Source organism: Jiangella muralis, assembly GCF_001270745.1.
Classification (GTDB): Bacteria; Actinomycetota; Actinomycetes; order Jiangellales; family Jiangellaceae; genus Jiangella; species Jiangella muralis.
Genome location: NZ_LFXL01000010.1, coordinates 107,043 through 124,381, shown reverse-complemented (window position 1 = coordinate 124,381; position 17,339 = coordinate 107,043). Strand labels below are relative to the sequence as shown.

The window sequence follows — 17,339 nt, the reverse complement described above, 5'->3', positions numbered from 1 at the left end:
GTCGCGGCGAAGGTCAGCTGGCCCAGGCCATCAGCGACTCGTTGCGCCGAGGGTCGCGCAGCAGCATGAGCGCGTGCTTCTCCAGCTGGCGCACCCGCTCGCGGGACACGCCGACCTCGTCGGCGACGTCCTGCAGGGTGTGCTCGTGGCCGTCGACCAGGCCGTAGCGCATGCCGATGATCTTGGCCTCGCGCGTGGGCAGCGAGTCGAGGACGCTGCGCAGCTGCTCGCTCAGCGCCCGCCGCTCGACGATGTCGGACGCCTGGACGGCGTCGTCGTCCTCGATCAGCTCGCCGATGCTGGACTCGCCGTCGTCGCCGATGGGGGTGTCGAGGCTGAGCGGGTCGCGGGAGACGCGGCGCAGCTCGACGACCTTCTGGACCGGGATGCCGGCCTCTTCGGCGACCTCGTCGACCGTGGGGTCGCGGCCGAGCAGCCGCTGGAGGTCGCGGTCGATGCGGTGCAGCTTGGCCACCGTCTCGGACACGTGTACCGGCAGCCGCACGGTGCGGGTCTGCTCGGCCAGCCCGCGCTGGATGGCCTGGCGGATCCACCACGTGGCGTAGGTGGAGAACTTGAAGCCCTTGGCGTAGTCGAACTTCTCGACCGCGCGGATGAGGCCGAGGTTGCCCTCCTGGATGACGTCGAGGAAGGGCAGCCCGCGTCCGGACAGCTTGCGCGCGACCGACACGACCAGCCGCAGGTTGGCGCGGATCATGTGGTCGCGGGCGGCCTCGCCGTCGCGGACCAGCACCTCGAGCCGGGTCTTGTAGGACGGGGTCAGCTTGCGCTTGGAGGGCACGGCACCGGCCAGCAACCGCTCGGCGTACACACCGGTCTCGATGCGCTTGGCCAGGTCGACCTCTTCGGCCGCGGTGAGCAGCGGCGTCGAGCCCAGTTGCGCGAGGTAGCGGCCGACGAGGTCGGGCTCGCCCTCGGAACGCGCCTGACGACGCCGCGGCGTCGCGCTGGTGGCCTTCGGTGCAGCTGCCATGGGTCCCCCTCGAGGTCGACTCGTCCGGACCGTACCCGCACGATCAGCGAACATACGTTCAGAACGCACGAGACCGCACAAAGATTCCGGGACCCTCTGGGCAGGAGAGAAATCTCATGATAAGGGCAGGGCGTGTCGCCCGCCGCGCCCGAATCGCGGACCCGGCCGGACATGGCAGGCTGACTGTACGTACTGTTGTCAGGACAAAGCCAGCGCCGACGATAGGGGAATGGTGGCGATGAAGGGCATTGCCGGGGCACCGGTGAGCTTCGGCGTCTTCGAGCTGACGGCGGACCAGCCGCTGCCCGACCCGGCGGAGATCCTCGGCCCGCTGCGCGACCTGGGGTACGACGGCGTCGACCTCGGCCCGGTCGGCTGGCTCGGGCGCGGCGAGGAGCTGCGCCGCCGGCTGCGCGAGTACGAGCTGGTGCTGGTGGGCGGCTGGGTCGACCTGCCGTTCACCGATGACACAGCGTTCCGGGCGGCGCTGCCCGGCCTCGACGACGCGCTGGAGATCTTCGTGGCGGCCGCCGAACTGGACCCGGCCCGCAAGCCGCTGCCGACCTTGGCCGACATGGGCAGCGACCTGCGCCGCGCCAACCCGGGCGGCGCCGCGCCCGGACTCGCGCTCGACGACGCCGGCTGGGGACGGCTCGCGCGCAACGTCGAGACCGCCGCCGCACGGGTGCGCGCCGCCGGCCTGGAGCCCACGTTCCACCACCACGCCTGCACGTACGTCGAAACGCCTGCCGAGATCGACGAGTTCCTGGCCCGCACCGACGTCGGCCTGACCTTCGACAGCGGCCACCTGCTCATCGGCGGCGGCGACCCGGTCGAGGGCTGGCGGCGCTGGGGCTCGCGGATCAACCACCTGCACCTCAAGGACGCCCGCACCGCCGTGCTCGACCAGGTGCTGCGCGAGAAGGGCGGCATGCGCGACGTCTGGGAGCGGCGTGCGTTCGTCGAGCTGGGCGCCGGTGACCTCGACCTCGACGGCTTCATGGACGCGGTGTTCGAGAGCGAGTTCGACGGCTGGCTGGTGGTCGAGCAGGACGTCGTGCCGTCGCCGTCCGACCCGCCGGAGCGGGTCATCGACGACCAGCGCGCCAACCGCGAGGCGCTGCGCCGGTGGCTGCCGTGAGCGACCGCGTCCGGCTGGCCATCGCCGGCCTCGGCGCCGTCGCGCAATCCGTCCACCTGCCGCTGATCACCCGTCGCTGGGATCTGTTCGACCTGGTCGCGGTCTGCGACCTCGCGCCGTCGCTGCGCACCGCCGTCGGCGAGCAGTACGGCGTCCCCGAGGAGCGCCGCTACGCCGACGCCGGCACGATGATCGAGCAGAGCGGCGCCGAGGGCGTCGTCCTGCTGACCTCCGGCTCGCACGGCGACGTCGCGCTGAAGGCGCTGCGGGCCGGCGTCGCCGTCTTCTGCGAGAAGCCGCTGACCTATACCGCCGCCGGGGCCGACGCGCTCGCCGCCGCCGAACGCGACCTGGGCCGGCCGGCGCTGCTGCTGGCCTACATGAAGGAGCACGACGAGGCGGTCTGGCAGCTGAGCGAGCGGCTGGCCGGCATCGACGACGTCCGCGCCGTCGAGGTCGAGGTGCTGCATCCGTCCGGTGAGTCGCAGCTGGCCTTCGCCAACCTGCGCCCGGCGCCGCTCGGCGACGTCGACCCCGACGCCGTCAGCCGGCTGGCCGCGGAGTCCGGGCGGCTGCTGGACGCCGCGATCGGCGCCGGCACGTCCGACCGGCTGCGGCACCTGTACGCCAACGTCGTCCTCGGCAGCCTGGTACACGACACGTCGCTGCTGCGGGCGGTGTTCGGCGGGCTGGTCACCGTCGACGGCGCACGGCAGTGGCCGGCCGGCGCGGAGCCGGGCCGCGGCCCCGGGTCGGTCGAGGTCACCGGCGAGCTGCCGGGCGCCGTCCGGGCCCGGATGAGCTGGCACTACCTGCCCGGGTACCCGGCGTACACCGAGACGCTGACGGTGCACCACGGCCACGGTTCGCTGCGGGTGACGTTCGGGACGCCGTACGTGCTGAACAACCCGACCCGGCTCGAGGTGGTCGAGGCGCCGCCGGCCGGGACGGCGGCCGGCGGCGAGGTCCGCTCCGTGTTCACCTCCACCGGCGAGTCGTTCGAGAACGAGCTGGCAGACTTCCACCGCATGGTGACGGCGGGCGAGCGGCCGCGGGCCGGTGTCGCCGAGGGCCGCGCCGACATCCTGACCAGTCAGCGGATCATCCGGTTGCTGGCCGGCGACGAGCCGGTCGGCGGGGAGGCGGCGCGCGCGTGACCGAGCCCGAGATCGTCCTGGTGCCGCACACCCACTGGGATCGCGAGTGGTACGAGCCGTTCCAGGTGTTCCGGCTGAAGCTGGCCGACGTCCTCGACGACGTCATCGCGCGGGCCGAGGCCGATCCGGACTTCCGGTTCACCCTCGACGGCCAGTTCGCCGCCGTCGACGACTACCTGGAGCTGCGCCCGGAGAACCGGCACCGCGTCGCCGAGCTGGTCCGGCAGGGCCGCCTGTCCGTCGGGCCCTGGTACATCCTGCTGGACGAGTTCCTGTGCTCCGGCGAGACGATCGTGCGCAACCTGGAGCTGGGCTGGCACGGCGCCGAGGCGCTGGGCGGGGCGATGCCGGTGGGCTACCTGCCGGACATGTTCGGCCACACGGCGCAGGTGCCGCAGATCCTGGCCCGGGCCGGCATCGAGCACGCCGCCCTGTGGCGCGGAGCTCCCGGCGCCGTGACGGGTCATGGGTTCCGCTGGGAGGCGCCCGACGGCAGCTCGGTGCGGGTGGAGTACCTGTTCGACGGCTACGGCAACGCGCTGGACCTGTTCGCGATCCCGGCCCGGCTGGGTTCGGCGGTGGACGACTACCGCGCCGAGACCCGGTCCTGGTACGGCGACGAGCCCGTGCTCGGCATGCTCGGCACCGACCACTCCGCGCCGCGGCCGGACCTGATGGAGCTGGTCCGCGGACCCGGCGGTTCCGGGCTGACGGTGGCCTCGCTGGCGGAGTACGTCACCCGGTTCCGGCCCGACGACCCGCGGCTGCCGGTCGTGGTGGGCGAGCTGCGCAGCCACGCGCGCGGCAACATCCTGCCCGGCGTCATCTCGATCCGGGTCGGGCTCAAGCAGGCCATGGCCCGCGCCGAGCGCGTCGTCGGGGAGGCTGAGGCGCTGGCGGCGCAGTTCCAGCCGTCCGCCGACTACCGCGAGGCGTTCCTGCTGGCCTGGCGGAAGATCGTCGAGTCCACGGCGCACGACTCCGTCACCGGCTGCGGTGTCGACGAGACCGCCGCCCAGGTCGCGGCCCGGCTGGCCGAGGCCGAGCAGGCCGGGCGCGCGGTCCGTTCCGCGGTGCTCCGCTCGGTCGCGGCGCGGGTGCCGGCCGACGCGCACGCCGTCGTCAACACCGTCCCGTGGCCGCGCACCGTGCTGGCCGAGCTGGACGTCCCCGCGCCGTCGGCCGATGCTGAGGTGACGGTGCAGCTGCCGGACGGGACGGCGCTGCCGGTGCAGGAGCTGAGCCGCTCCGAGACCCTCCTCGGCGACGAGAAGCTGGCCGCCGCCGACCTCGACAAGGTGATCCGGCGCATCCACGGCCGCGAGCTGTTCGGCCAGCAGATCGAGTCGTACGCTGTCACGCCGGGGGCACTGGACTTCGAGGTCGCGCGGGTGCCGTCGACGCCGGAGTTCGACCTCGCGGCGCTGCGCGCCGAGCTGGCCGCGGCCGCCGTCGAGGCACCGGGGGAGTGGCGGGTCCGGACGGTCGCGCAGCAGCGCCGCCGGGTGCTGGCCGCCGTCCCGCTGGACGCGTCCGGGCAGGTCGCGGTGCGCTCTTCCCAGGGTTCCGGGGTCGACGGCGGGCCGGGTGTTGAGGTCGAGGAGCGGTCGCTGACCTCGGCGGACGTGCGCGTCGTCGTGGCCGGCGACGGCACGCTGACGGTGCGCGGCGCCGACGGGACCGAGCTGAGCGGCGTCGGCCGGCTGGTGTCCGGCGGCGACCGCGGCGACAGCTACAACTACGGCCCGCCGAGCGCTGACGTGCTGGTCGACACGCCGTCCTCGGTGAGCGTCTCCGTCGAGGAGGGTGGCCCGCTGCGCGGCGTGCTGCGGGTGGTCCGCCGCTACGACTGGCCGGTGTCGCTGTCCGCGGACCTCGACGTGCGCGCCGCCGAGACCGTGCCGGTCGAGGTGACGACGTCGGTCGAGCTGCGGGCCGGCGAGCCGTTCGTGCGGCTGGACGTATCGTTCGTCAACCCGGCCCGCGACCACCGGGTCCGGCTGCACGTGCCGCTGCCGGCGCCGGTCACCGAGTCCGCGGCCGACGGGCAGTTCGCGGTGACGGTGCGCGGGCTGACGTCGGAGGGCGGCTGGGGCGAGTACCCGCTGCCGACCTTCCCGGCGTCGGCGTTCGTGTCCGCCGGCCCTGCGACCGTGCTGCTCGACCACGTCACCGAATACGAGCTGGCCTCTGACGGTGCGGAGCTGGCGCTGACGCTGCTGCGCGCGGTCGGCTGGATGAGCGTCAACCTGCATCCGCTGCGCGACGAGCCGGCCGGGTCGGAGTTCCCGGTGCCCGGCGCCCAGTACGCCGGCGTGCCGGTGCGGGCCCGGCTGGCGGTCGTGCCGCGAGCCGGCGGCTGGGGACCGGCGTCGGCGCCCCGGCTGGCCGAGGAGTTCCGGCACGACGCGCAGGTGGTGCCGGGCCTGGCCGCCGCGGGCGCCGAGCTGCCGCCGTCGTCGTCCGGGCTGGGCGTGAGCGGGCCGGGCGTCGTCGCCTCGTCGATCCGGTCCCGCGGCGACGAGACCGAGCTGCGCCTGGTCGCCATGTCCGCCGCGCCGACGACGGCCACCGTCACCGGGGCGTTCGTCACGGCCTGGCGCACCGACCTGCTGGGCCGGGCGCTGGAGCCGCTCCCCGTGGACGGCGACCGCGTCGACGTCGAGCTCGGGCCGTGGGAGATCGCGACGATCAGGGTGTCGTGACCGGCTGCGGCGCCGTGGAGATGCGCAGCGCGGCGACCAGCTCGCCGTAGAGCTCGTCGGCCTGGAGCAGCTCCTGGTGGGTGCCGACGGCGCGGACCCGGCCCGCCTCCAGCAGCACGATCTGGTCGGCGTCGATGACGGTCGACAGCCGGTGCGCGATCGTCACGACGGCGCCGGTGGCGGCCTGGCGGCGGATGCCCTCCGCGACGGCCGCCTCGCTGAGGCCGTCCAGCTGCGCCGTCGCCTCGTCGAGCAGCAGCAGTTCGGCGTCGGTCACCAGGGCCCGGGCCAGCGCGACCCGCTGCCGCTCGCCGCCTGACATCGTCGTCGGCGACAGCACGGTGTCCAGGCCGTGCTCCAGCTCGCGGACCCGCTGGTCCAGCCGGACCGTCGCAAGCGCCGCCCACAGCTCGTCCTCGGTGGCCTCGGGCGCGGCGTACCCCAGGTTCTCGCGCAGCGTGCCGGGGACGAGCGGGGTGTCCTGCTCGACGTAGGCGATGCGGCTGCGCAGGTCGGACAGCCGCCACTCGGGGAACGGACGGCCGTCGAGCACGATCTCGCCGCGCTGCGGCTGCAGGAACTTCAGCAGCAGCGAGAAGACCGTCGTCTTGCCGGCGCCGGACGGCCCGATGATCGCGGTGTGCCCATGCCGCGGGATCGTCAGGCTGACGCCGTCGAGCGCCGGCGCGGACTCGGGGGAGTAGCGGTACTCGACGTCGCGCAGCTCCAGCGCGGCGTCGGCCGCCGCCGTCGTTGTCGCTGCCGGGGCCGCCGCCGGCTCGTCGGACTCCGTCGCCATCGCGTCGATCTCGCCGATGCGGGCGGCCGCCGCGAGGCCGGACTGCACCGACGTCAGGCTCATCGTCAGCAGCATCACCGGCATCATCAGCTGGAACGCGTAGAGCAGGAACGCGACCAAGGTCGTCACCGTTATGTCGCCGGCCGCGACCCGGTAGGCGCCGACGCCGAGGATCAGCATGACGGCGAGGTTGATGCCGCCGCCGGTGATCGTCCACGCCCATGCCTCGAGCCGGACCGCGCGGATGCTCTTCTCCGCCGACCGCTCGGCGTGCAGGGCGATCCGGCCGGTCTCGCGGGCCTCCGCCCGGGCCGCCTTGACGGTGCGCAGCGCGCGCAGGACGCCCTCGAGCCGTCCGCCCAGCGCGCCCATCTCCTCCTGGGCCTCCTGCTGCGCCTTCGCCAGCTTCGGCATCAGCAGCCCGGCCAGGATCGCGACCACGACGATGACACCCAGCGTCGTGCCCAGCAGCACGAGGTCGAGGTAGGCCATCAGCGCCAGCGCGCCGACCAGCCCCACCAGCCCGTTGACCCCGTTCACGATGCTCGACGTCGTCGCCTCGCGGATCAGGATCGTGTCGGACGTGACGCGGGTGACCATCTCGCCCGCGCTGCGCGACCCCAGCTCCGTCACCTTCGTTCTCAGCAGGTGCCGCACCATGCCCGTGCGTGCGGCCAGGATGATCCGCTCGGCCAGCGTGCCCAGCAGGATCGTCTGGATCAGTTCGACCGTCGCGCCGGCGACCAGCAGCACCGCCAGCAGCGTCACCGGCCCTCGCAGCGACTCGTCCATCTCCAGGCCGTCGAGGACGGACTTGGTGACCAGCGGGGTGACCAGCTCGGCGCCGGTGGCGACCAGCCCCAGCAGCAGGCCGATGATCAGGATGCGCTTGTGCGGGCGGGCATAGGCCCAGAGCAGCCGGATCTTGGCGCGGGCCGGCAGGTCTGGGGTCGGTCGTTCCTCCGTCATGAGGGAAGAATGACACATCAGTGTCCCATTTTCAATGTCGCATGTTCTATTATGGCGGAGCTGTGTAATATAAGGGAGCGTGACGACGATCGACTCCGGCGTACGCCAACGCACCCGGCGGGCCATCCTCGAGGCAGCGGCCACCCTGTGGGCGCGCGACTTCTCCGCGTCCCTCGGCGACATCGCCGACCGCGCCGAGGTCAGCCGCAGCACCCTGCACCGCTACTTCCCGGAGCGCCAGGCCCTCGTCGACGCCCTCCTGCTGGACTCGCAGGCCCAGGTCGAGACCGCCTGGGACGCCGCCGTCGCCGCGTCCAGCACCCCCATCGAGACGGTCGAGAACATCATGACCGCCATCGTCGACCTCGCCGATCAGATCCTGTTCCTGTTCAGCGACCCCGCCCGCTTCGCCGGCAATCCGAACTGGCGCGACGACGAGGACGAAGCCCTGCCCGACCTCATCCGCGCCGCCCAACGCGACGGCGACCTCGACCCGGCCATCGACCCCGCCTTCGTCATCGGCGTCATGTACTCCCTCATCTACGTCACGGCCGAGTCCGTGTCCACCGGCGCCCTGCCCCGCCACAAAGCCACCGAGACCCTCGTCCGCGTCTTCCGCCACGGCCTCTCGCCCCGGGCCTGATCCCAGGGGGTGTTCGCTGTTCGGTATTGACCGAACAGCCTGCGAGTTCCGACTCGACCACACGCTGACCGATCTGTCCGGCGGCCTCGATACGGTGGCGCCATGCCGGGTATCTGGGCCCAGAACGATGGCCGGTGGGTGGCACTGGCACCGGCTGGGTTCGCCCTCGAACAGGAGTTGCACGACCTCATCGAGGCCGAGCCCGGCATGCTGCCGCTGGCCGGGGCCCCGCAGTTGACCGTCCTCGGCCGCGAGGTCCGGTGCGGCTCTGGCTACGCCGACCTCGTCGCGGTCGAGACGGCGACCGGACGGCCAGTGGTCGTGGAGATCAAGCTGGCGTCGAACACCGACCGGAGGGCCGTCCTCACGCAGGTGCTCGGCTACGCGGCCCACCTGCGCCGCCTCGACACGGCGGGGTTCGAGGCGCTGCTCGCGTCGCACCTCGCCGAGCGGCGTCTCGACTCGATCGGCGCCGGAGTGGAGGCCGTCACGGCGAACCCCGCGTTCGACAGTGCCGCGTTCCGCGCGGCGCTCTCGGCGGCACTGGACGAGGGCCGGCTGCGCTGCGTCGTCGTCATCGACGAGGCGCCGGCCGACCTGATCGAGCTGGTCGGCTACCTGCAGGACGTCAGCAACGAGCGGCTCGACCTCGACCTCGTCACGGTGACGGCGTACGACGTCGGTGGGCGGCGGGTGCTGGTCCCACAGCTGATCGAGCCGGAGCGGGCGCTCACCCAGCCGCTGCCGGCGCGCGTCCCGGCGCCGGAGCCGACGGTGACCGACGGGCCGGGCGTGTTCGAGGCCGCCATCGACACCGTCGTGCCGGAACGCCGGCCGCTGCTCCACCAGCTGCTGGCCTGGGCGATGGAGCTGGAGACGAGCGGGCTCGCCACCCTCCACACGGCGGCGGGCCGAGATCGCTGGACCCTCCGGGTGCACCTCAGCGGCCAGCGACGGGGACTGGTCACCCTGTGGAACGAGAACGGCGGGCACGTCTCGCCCTTCCGCTCGGTGTTCCTCCAGGAGGCGCCGGACACACTGCGTGAGCTGGACGAGCGGTACCCGGGCGAGATCGGCACCGGCAACTACGTCCGGACCGACGACGTCGCCGGGCTGCTGGCGCTGCTGACCGCCGCGTACCGTGAGGCGGCGAGTTAGGGCGTCACGGCGACGACGGCGGCGGTGTGGGCGGTCTCGAGGCGATGCGGTCCCTCGGCGCCGGGGAAGCGGGCCAGCTCGCCCCGGACCACCTGGCGCCGCCCCCACACGTCCGCGAGCAACAGTCCGTCCCCACCCACCGCGACCAGTTCGCCGTCCACCCGCACCAGGACCGGCTCAGCGACGCCCCATGACAACGCCGTCCGCCCGGCCCGCAGCGCGTCCAGGACGTCCGGAACGGCAGGCGAGGCAGCCGCGACCCAGGTCACCGGACGACCCAGCGGGCGCCCGTCCGCCGGCGAGTGGAAGTCCGACCCGCCGATCGGCACCGTCGACAGTCCCCACGCCGTCCACCACGCCAGCGGACCGGTCCACTCGTGCGCCATCCAGGAGTGGTGGAAGATCTCGGCCAGCGGCGGCCGCACGTCCAGCGGATGGTGCCACGCACAGTCCCCGGACAGCGGATGGTTGATCGACAGCAACCCGCCGGAGGCGGCGACTGCCGAGACCCACGACGACGGCGGCTCGCGGAAGTCGACCCAGGGGATGGGGCCGAACGCGTTCGCGTGGCCGCGGTCGGTCGTCACCTCCTGGCCGGGCAGCAACGTCACCCCGTACCGCGACCCCACCGACGGCAGCGAGGCGTGGTGCGACACGGTGTTGTGGTCGGTGACGGCGAGAACGTCGAGGCCCGCCTCGACGGCCAGTGCCGCCAGCCCAGCGATCGGCAGCGAGCCGTCGGAGTGCAGCGTGTGGGCGTGGAAGTCGCAGGCCAGCCAGGTCAGCCCGGCGTCGGCGGGCAGCGCGCGCCGCGGCGGGCGGGCGGACGGCACCGGCGGCCCCGCAGGCTCCGGGTCCAGCGGCGCCGACGGATCGTCCAGCACCACCGACACGGTGACGGGCACACCGGACGATGGCACCCGGTACAGCCCGAGCACCACCGACCACTCGCCCGGCTCCAGCTCACCGGCCAGATAGCCGGGCGTCGCGGCGTCGGGTGTGACGGTGAACCGCCGCCGCGCGCCGCCGGACCAGCCACGCCAGCCCGCGGCGCCGGAGCAGCCGAGGTCGATCACCGCGCCCTCACCGGAGTACGACAGCTCGACGTGCACCGACGACGTCCCCGCCGGCACCTCGAACGGCACGGACAGGTACGGCGACGCGACCCGGTCGGCCGGGAACAGCCGCCGCGACAGCACCATCGTCATACGGAGGCCGCCACCGGCTCCAGCCGCTGCTCCGTCTCCGCGTCGAACAGCAGCGTCCGGTCCGGCCGGACGGCGACCCAGCCCGGCGTGCCGGGCGTCGGCTCCTCGTCCTCGTCGACGACGACCTGCACCAGCACGCCGTCCGCGGCCTCGACGGTGACCAGCACCGACGCGCCGAGGTTCTCGACGACGGTGACGGTGCCGCCGATGGCGTCCGGCACGGCCGACGCCGACCAGCGCAGGTACTCCGGCCGCCCGCCCCAGATCACGGCGGCGCCGTCGGCCAGCCCGGACACCCCGGGCGGCAGCGGCAGCACGGCGCCGGCCACCCGCACGGAGGAGCCCTCGACGACCCCCGGGTGCAGGTTCATCGGCGTCGACCCGACGAACCCGGCGACGAACGTGTTGGCCGGACGGCGGAACACGTCGCGCGGCGACCCGACCTGCTGGATCTTCCCCGACCGCATGATCGCGATCCGGTCCGCCAGCGCCAGCGCCTCCGCCTGGTCGTGCGTGACGAAGACGGTGGTGACGCCGAGGTCGCTCTGCAGCCGCTTGAGGAACGTCCGCGCCTCCAGCCGTAGCCGCGCGTCGAGGTTGGACAGCGGCTCGTCGAACAGGAACACGTCGGGCTTACTGGCGACGGCGCGCGCGAGGGCCACTCGCTGCTGCTGCCCGCCGGACAGCTGCCCGGGCCGCCGCGCCGTCAGCCCGGCCAGCGACAACCCCTCGGCGACGTCTTCGGCGGTGGCCAGCCGGGACGACCGGTCCACCTTCTGGATCTTCAGCGGGTAGGCGATGTTGTCCGCGACGGTCATGTGCGGGAACAGCGCGTAGTCCTGGAACACCATCGCGACGCGGCGCTCGCCGGGCGGCAGCGTCGTCACGTCCCGCGACCCGATGGACAGGCCGCCGGCCGTCGCCGTCTCCAGGCCGGCGATCGTGCGCAGCAGCGTCGTCTTGCCGCAGCCGGACGGGCCGAGCAGTGCGAAGAACTCGCCGTCCTCGATGGTGAGGTCGAGCCCGTCGACGGCGCGGACGCCGCCCGGGTACTCCTTGACCAACTCGTACGTGGTGATCGCCGCCATCAGCGCTTGATCCCTCCGTGGAAGCGGAAGCCGTACCGGCGGTTCACGAACAGGTACATGAGCACCACCGGTATGGAGAAGAGCAGGGAGAACGTGGAGATCAGGGCGAGGTTGGGCTGCCCGCCCTCGGTGTAGAAGGTGAACATGACGACGGCGGCCGGCTGCCGGTCGGGGGAGCGGAGCAGGATGAACGGCACCAGGAAGTTGCCCCACACCTGCACCACGGCCCAGACGGCGATCGTGGCCAGCCCGGGCCGCGCGATCGGGATGACGACGTGCCGCAGGATCTGCAGCGACGACGCGCCGAACACCCGCGCCGACTCCTCGTAGGAGCGCGGCGTCGAGTCCATGAAGTCCTTCAGGATGAAGATCGCCGTCGGCAGCAGCCCGCCGGTCAGCACCAGTACGACGCCGAGCTGCCGGTCGATCAGCCCCAGCTCCGTCATCAGCAGGAACGTCGGCACCATGGCCGCCGTCCCGGTGACGATCGACGACAGCAGGAGCAGCAGGTAGAGCAGCGTGTCGCGGCCGGGGATGCGGACCCGGGACAGCGCGTACGACGCCAGCGCGGCCAGCACCAGCGTGATCGCCATCGTCCCGGCGGCGATGATCACCGAGTTGCCCAGCGACCGCATCGCGTACGGGTTGTCCCACAGCGTGCGGAAGTTCTGCAGCGTGAAGTCCGGCAGCGACACCTGCACCGACGGAGCGGCGTCGAACGGCGCCGTGAGCAGCCACAGCAGCGGCAGCGCGAAGAACACGAACACGAAGCCGACGAAGACGTAGCGGCCGACGGCGCCCAGGGACTCGCGGACGGTCATGCGCGGCGCTCCCTCAAGAGTCGCAGGTACACCGACGCCACGATCAGGTTGATGATGATCATGATCAGCGAGAGCGCGGCGCCCTGGCCGAGCGCGCCGTCGCGCAGCGCCACCCGGTAGATGTAGATGCCGAGGATCTCGGTGCGCCCCTGCGGCCCGCCGGCGGTGATCAGGTACGGCGCGAACACGTTGAACGTCCACAACGTGATCAGCAGCGTGTTGGTGAGGATGTGGCCGCGGATGTTCGGCAGCACGACGTCGCGCAGGGTGGCGAAGGTGCCGGCACCGGCCATCTTGGCGGTCTCGAACTGCGACGGCGGCACCGACGCCAGCGCCGAGCTGAACAGCAGCATCGAGAACGCGGTGCCGTTCCAGATGTTGAAGACGATGATCGACTGCATCGGGTACTCGAGCAGCCACGCCGTGCCGTCGGTGCCGAGCAGCGCGTTCAGCGTGCCCTCGCGCCGGTCCAGCAGCGCCAGCCACAGGAACGCGACGACCGACGCCGGGATGATCCACGCCAGCAGGACCACCGTCTCCAGCACCGACCGCACGGCGGGCCGCAGGCGGCGCGCCGTCCACGCCAGCGCGAACCCGAGGATCGACTGGCCGATGATCGCGGAGAAGAACACGAACACCAGCGTCAGCATCAGCGAGTTGCGGAACGCGGGGTCGCTCAGCGCGTCGGTGTAGTTCTCGGTGCCGACGAACTCCGGCTCGGCCGCGGCCAACCCGGTCAGCCGCCAGTTGGTCAGCCCCAGATAGAGCGTCCAGATCGCCGGGAAGACCAGGAAGACCGCGACGACCAGCAGCGCGGGCGCGACGAACCCGGTGGCCCGCCAGCGCCCGAGGCCCGCGGCGTCACCGTCGTCGACCGCGCGGGCCCGGCGGGAGCCGCCCTCCGGAGAGGGAGCGCCCGCCGGGTCGACCTCAGTCGGCGATGGAACCGTCGTCACCGACGATGCCCTCCAGTTCGCTCTGGTAGTCCGTCGCCGCGTCGTCGGCCGACGTGCCCGACGACACCGCCGCGGTCGCGTTCTGCAACGCCACCGACACCTGCGGGTAGATCGCCAGCGCCGGCCGGTACGCCGTGATCGGCAGCACCTCGGCGGCGATGAACTCCATCAGCGGGTCGCCGGCCAGGGCCTGGGCGTTGACGTCGTCGCGCGGGGTGATCCGCGCGCCGGCGATCTCGATCTGCGCCTCGAACGCCTCGGGAGAGTTCATGAACATCATCAGCTCCCACGCCTGCTGTGGGAACTCGGTGTTCGGGTTGATGACGCGGCCGGTGCCGCCGGACATGCTGACGAAGTCCTGCCCGTTCAGGCCGGCGCCGGGCTCGCGGGCCGGGATCTTCGCCCAGCCGACGACCTCGTCGCGGTTGGCCATCGGCGCGATGCCGCCGTCGGGGTTGACGACCGAGCGCCACAGGTAGTCGCTCTCGATCAGCATGCCCAGCTGGCCGGACGCGAACAGCTGGAACGAGGTGTCCCGGCCCTGGGCCTCCTGCTGCAGCAGCGGGTCGCCGAGCGCCTCGTCGCCGTACACCTGGCCGTAGAAGTCGAGCACCTCGGTGACGCCCTCGGACGCGCCGGTCCAGGCGTCGTCGGCCCAGATCTGCTCGCCGGTGCCGGCCAGCAGCGGCAGGAAGCCCTGCATCGTCGTCGCCTCGCCCATCGGGACGCCGGCGTTGACCTGCAGTGGCGTGACGCCGTCGAGCTGCTTGAGCGCCCGCGCGGCCTCCAGGATCTCGTCCCAGCTGGTGGGCTGCCAGTCCTCCGGCAACCCGGCCTGCGCGAACAGGTCCTTGTTGAAGTAGATGACGCGGCCGTCGGTGCCGACGGGGATGCCGTAGGCCTGGCCGTCGAACGACATCGCCTGCTGGACGGCCTCGGGGATCTGCTCCCAGCCGTCCCAGTCGTCGACGGCGTCGCCCGCGACGTCCGTGAGCGGGGTGATGTAGCCGGCCTCGGCGAACTCGCCGGTCCAGATGCCGTCGATGCTGATGATGTCGCCGCCACCGCCGGACTGCAGGTCGAGGGCGATCTTGGTCTTGTAGTCCTCGTCGTCGACGCCGTTCTCCTCGAACTCGACGGTGACGTCGACGCCCTTCGCCTCCTGCATGGCGGTGAACTCGGGGATCACGTACTCGGTGATCCACGCCGCGCCCTCGGAGTTCTTGCCGCCGGCGATGGCGTTGTCGGTGATGGTCAGCGTGACCTCGGTGGCCTCGGCGTTCTGCGAGGGGTCGCCGCTCGCGGAGCCTCCGCCGCCGTCGTCGTCGCCACCGCACGCCGCCAGGACGAGCGTCGCTGCGAGCAGGCCGGCCATGCCGCCGAGCCCGGTGTTGATCCTCATCGATCCCTCCAGAGCAGCCGAACCTCGATGTCCGGCTGTCAGATTGTCATGACTTTCTGATGAGGTCTAGACCTTCCGTGCGCTGTGACCTCACTGGGACCTCAGCTGGCCTGTCACACGAGCCGCCGCGCAAATGTCCTAACATACTGACGTACGCAGCAGCCAGGTGAGGGGGTTCGGCGTGACCGAGGGGATCCCGGCGCTCGTGGTCGACCGCACCAGTCCGGTGCCGCTGTACTTCCAGGTGGCGCAGCACCTGGAGCAGCTGATCGAGTCCGGCGCGTATCCGCCCGGCACCCGGCTGGACAACGAGATCCAGCTGGCCGACCAACTCGGCCTGTCCCGCCCGACCATGCGCCGCGCCATCGAGTACCTCGTCGACCGCGGTCTGCTGGTGCGCAAGCGCGGCGTCGGCACCCAGGTCGTGCAGCCCAAGGTGCGCCGCCCGGTCGAGCTGTCCAGCCTGTACGACGACCTCACCGCGGCCGGCAAGCAGCCGCGCACCGAGATCCTGTCGTTCGAGCTGCAGGAGCCGAGCGAGGTGGTGGCCGAGGCGCTCGGCCTGGCCGCGGGCGACACCGTCTACGCCGTCCGGCGGCTCCGCTTCACCGGCGACGAACCGCTGTCGATCATGAGCAACTACGTGCCCGCCGACATCGTCCGGCTGGACGCGGAGTCGCTGCAGCGGACCGGCCTGTACGCCGTCATCCGCGCGGCCGGCGTCAACCTGAAGATCGCCACCCAGACCATCGGCGGACGGGCGGCGCGGGCGGCCGAGGCGCGGCTGCTCGGCGAGCACTCCGGCGCGCCGCTGCTCACCATGACCCGCATCGCCTACGACGAGACCGGCCGCGCCGTCGAGTACGGCTCGCACCTCTACCGGGCGTCGATGTACACCTTCGAGCTGACCCTGACGACGACCTGAGCCGCACCCACCCCCATGATCATGTTCCCTGACGGCGTGTCAGCGACCTGTGGTGTCTCGGGACATCGCTGACGGTGGTGTCTCGGGACATCGCTGACAGTCAGGGTGTCATGGGTCGGGGTTCTCGGTGTCCGCGTAGGTCGTAGCGGGCGGTGGTGGCGGGTTGGTATTTGCGGGTGGGGTCGGCGTTGAGTTCGCGGATGAGGCGGGTGCCGGAGAAGATCGAGATGTGGGTGCCGTCGGTGATGACGGTGGCGTGGTGGCCGGCCCAGCGGCGTCCCACGGCGACGAGGTAGCCGTGGGCGGCGGTGACTCCGTGTTCGGTGATCGTGGTGGTGGTGACGGTGACCGGGGTGGGTAGCGGGAAGGGTGCGGGGCGCGCTTTGACGGTGGCGGCGAACGCCTGTGCGGGGGTCTGGGGTGGGTGCAGCGCTCGATGTGGTCGTTCGGTGTTGTAGTAGTGGCGGAAGGTCTCGGTGAGGGCGGCGAGTTCGTCGAGGCTGGTGGCGGGGTCGCGGGCGTGTAGCCAGCGTTTGAGGGTCTGCCAGAGCCGTTCGATCTTGCCGCAGGTCTGTGGGTGGTAGGGGCTGGAGCAGATCGGCCGGACGCCCAGGGCGCGCAGGTTGGTCTCGAATGCGACGGTCTTCCCGCGCCGGTATCCGGAGTAGACCAGGCCGTTGTCGGTCAACGACATCGCGGGCACGCCGCACTCGGCGATCGCGGCTGTCATGGTGGACCAGACCAACTGCGCGTCGGCCTCGCCGAGTCCCACCCGCAGGGCCGCCAGGTAGCGAGAGTGGTCATCGAGTGTGCCGGCGATCGCCACCGGTGTGCCGTCGGCAAGCGTCCACCCGGTCCAGTCCGATTGCCAGCACTCGTTCGGGCGGGCGTGCACGAACCGGCGCAGCGAGGACTTCGGTCGCTTCGCTGGCTCGGCCACGATCAGCCCGTGACGGGCCAGGATCCGCCAGATCGTGGCCCGGCTGGGCACTACGGCTGGATCATGAACAGTCAACAGCTGCCAGCGGATCGAGTCCGGACCATGGTCGGCGCCGTCCTCCTGCAGCTGCTTGCGCAGCCGGAGGATCTCTTCTTGCACCCACATTGGGATCGCCCCCGGTGAGCTGGCCGGGCGGCGGGACCGTTCGGTCAGCCCGGCCACCCCCTCTGCGGCGAACCGCCGGCGCCACTTATAGAACGTCTGCCGGCTGATCTGCTGCTCGGCGCAGAACGCCGACACGTTGCGCACCGCCCCGGCCAGCGCCGCCGCCATCCGAACATCCATCGCTGTCACCGTTCCGGCCATGAACCCCACGGTCCAAGACCTGCCTCGAGGTGTCAGCGATGTCCCGAGACATCAACTGTCAGCGATG

The 17,339-nt window shown here is 72.1% G+C and carries 14 protein-coding genes; 6 read left to right on the top strand and 8 right to left on the bottom strand.

The genetic code is table 11. The annotated features are described in order from the left end of the window. Positions 1–13: 13 nt before the first annotated feature. On the bottom strand, positions 14–994 hold the full coding sequence (locus ACW62_RS18720) for a sigma-70 family RNA polymerase sigma factor (protein WP_053205629.1): 981 nt from the start codon (positions 992–994) through the stop codon (positions 14–16). A gap of 229 nt (positions 995–1,223) precedes the next feature. Here ACW62_RS18720 and ACW62_RS18715 point away from each other — a divergent pair, with 229 nt between their 5' ends. The 3 genes from ACW62_RS18715 to ACW62_RS18705 are packed head-to-tail and all read left to right on the top strand — an operon-like array spanning position 1,224 to position 5,997. Further along, positions 1,224–2,135: a sugar phosphate isomerase/epimerase family protein gene (locus ACW62_RS18715; protein ID WP_205629459.1), complete on the top strand. Its 912-nt coding sequence runs from the start codon at positions 1,224–1,226 to the stop codon at positions 2,133–2,135. Next, positions 2,132–3,292, top strand: coding sequence for a Gfo/Idh/MocA family protein (locus ACW62_RS18710; RefSeq protein WP_169792090.1), 1,161 nt, complete (start codon positions 2,132–2,134; stop codon positions 3,290–3,292). Before ACW62_RS18715 ends, ACW62_RS18710 begins: the two co-directional genes overlap by 4 nt. Then, complete coding sequence (locus ACW62_RS18705; RefSeq protein WP_205629458.1) at positions 3,289–5,997, top strand: glycoside hydrolase family 38 N-terminal domain-containing protein; 2,709 nt, start codon at positions 3,289–3,291, stop codon at positions 5,995–5,997. The genes ACW62_RS18710 and ACW62_RS18705 overlap by 4 nt, the downstream gene beginning before the upstream one ends. Here the strand turns inward: ACW62_RS18705 and ACW62_RS18700 are convergent. Beyond that, on the bottom strand, positions 5,984–7,765 hold the full coding sequence (locus tag ACW62_RS18700) for an ABC transporter ATP-binding protein (RefSeq protein ID WP_053205627.1): 1,782 nt from the start codon (positions 7,763–7,765) through the stop codon (positions 5,984–5,986). The genes ACW62_RS18705 and ACW62_RS18700 overlap by 14 nt on opposite strands. 79 nt (positions 7,766–7,844) lie before the next feature. Between ACW62_RS18700 and ACW62_RS18695 the strand changes: the two genes are divergently transcribed. Both ACW62_RS18695 and ACW62_RS18690 read left to right on the top strand, forming a co-directional pair. Further along, positions 7,845–8,408: a TetR/AcrR family transcriptional regulator gene (locus tag ACW62_RS18695; RefSeq protein WP_053205626.1), complete on the top strand. Its 564-nt coding sequence runs from the start codon at positions 7,845–7,847 to the stop codon at positions 8,406–8,408. 102 nt (positions 8,409–8,510) lie between these two features. Beyond that, positions 8,511–9,566 (top strand): PDDEXK family nuclease, encoded by a 1,056-nt coding sequence (locus ACW62_RS18690; protein ID WP_157574842.1) that lies wholly within the window; start codon positions 8,511–8,513, stop codon positions 9,564–9,566. On the opposite strand, the gene ACW62_RS18685 is transcribed toward ACW62_RS18690, so the two are convergent. From ACW62_RS18685 to ACW62_RS18665, 5 genes are read right to left on the bottom strand one after another with little or no spacing between them, the layout of a single operon-like run. Continuing rightward, complete coding sequence (locus ACW62_RS18685; protein ID WP_053205624.1) at positions 9,563–10,774, bottom strand: PHP domain-containing protein; 1,212 nt, start codon at positions 10,772–10,774, stop codon at positions 9,563–9,565. The two genes, ACW62_RS18690 and ACW62_RS18685, sit on opposite strands and share 4 nt — an antisense overlap. Then, positions 10,771–11,862, bottom strand: coding sequence for an ABC transporter ATP-binding protein (locus ACW62_RS18680; protein ID WP_053205623.1), 1,092 nt, complete (start codon positions 11,860–11,862; stop codon positions 10,771–10,773). The genes ACW62_RS18685 and ACW62_RS18680 overlap by 4 nt, the downstream gene beginning before the upstream one ends. Then, positions 11,862–12,683, bottom strand: coding sequence for a carbohydrate ABC transporter permease (locus ACW62_RS18675; RefSeq protein ID WP_053205622.1), 822 nt, complete (start codon positions 12,681–12,683; stop codon positions 11,862–11,864). The genes ACW62_RS18680 and ACW62_RS18675 overlap by 1 nt, the downstream gene beginning before the upstream one ends. Then, a complete protein-coding gene (locus ACW62_RS18670; RefSeq protein ID WP_083459917.1) occupies positions 12,680–13,639 on the bottom strand; it encodes a carbohydrate ABC transporter permease in 960 nt (319 codons plus the stop codon). The genes ACW62_RS18675 and ACW62_RS18670 overlap by 4 nt, the downstream gene beginning before the upstream one ends. Beyond that, complete coding sequence (locus ACW62_RS18665; protein WP_053205621.1) at positions 13,614–15,041, bottom strand: extracellular solute-binding protein; 1,428 nt, start codon at positions 15,039–15,041, stop codon at positions 13,614–13,616. The genes ACW62_RS18670 and ACW62_RS18665 overlap by 26 nt, the downstream gene beginning before the upstream one ends. Before the next feature lie 181 nt (positions 15,042–15,222). On the opposite strand from ACW62_RS18665, the gene ACW62_RS18660 reads away from it, so the two are divergent. Further along, on the top strand, positions 15,223–15,966 hold the full coding sequence (locus ACW62_RS18660) for a GntR family transcriptional regulator (RefSeq protein WP_053205620.1): 744 nt from the start codon (positions 15,223–15,225) through the stop codon (positions 15,964–15,966). Positions 15,967–16,066: 100 nt separating this feature from the next. On the opposite strand, the gene ACW62_RS18655 is transcribed toward ACW62_RS18660, so the two are convergent. Then, positions 16,067–17,251: an integrase core domain-containing protein gene (locus tag ACW62_RS18655; RefSeq protein ID WP_205629457.1), complete on the bottom strand. Its 1,185-nt coding sequence runs from the start codon at positions 17,249–17,251 to the stop codon at positions 16,067–16,069. Positions 17,252–17,339 lie beyond the last annotated feature (88 nt).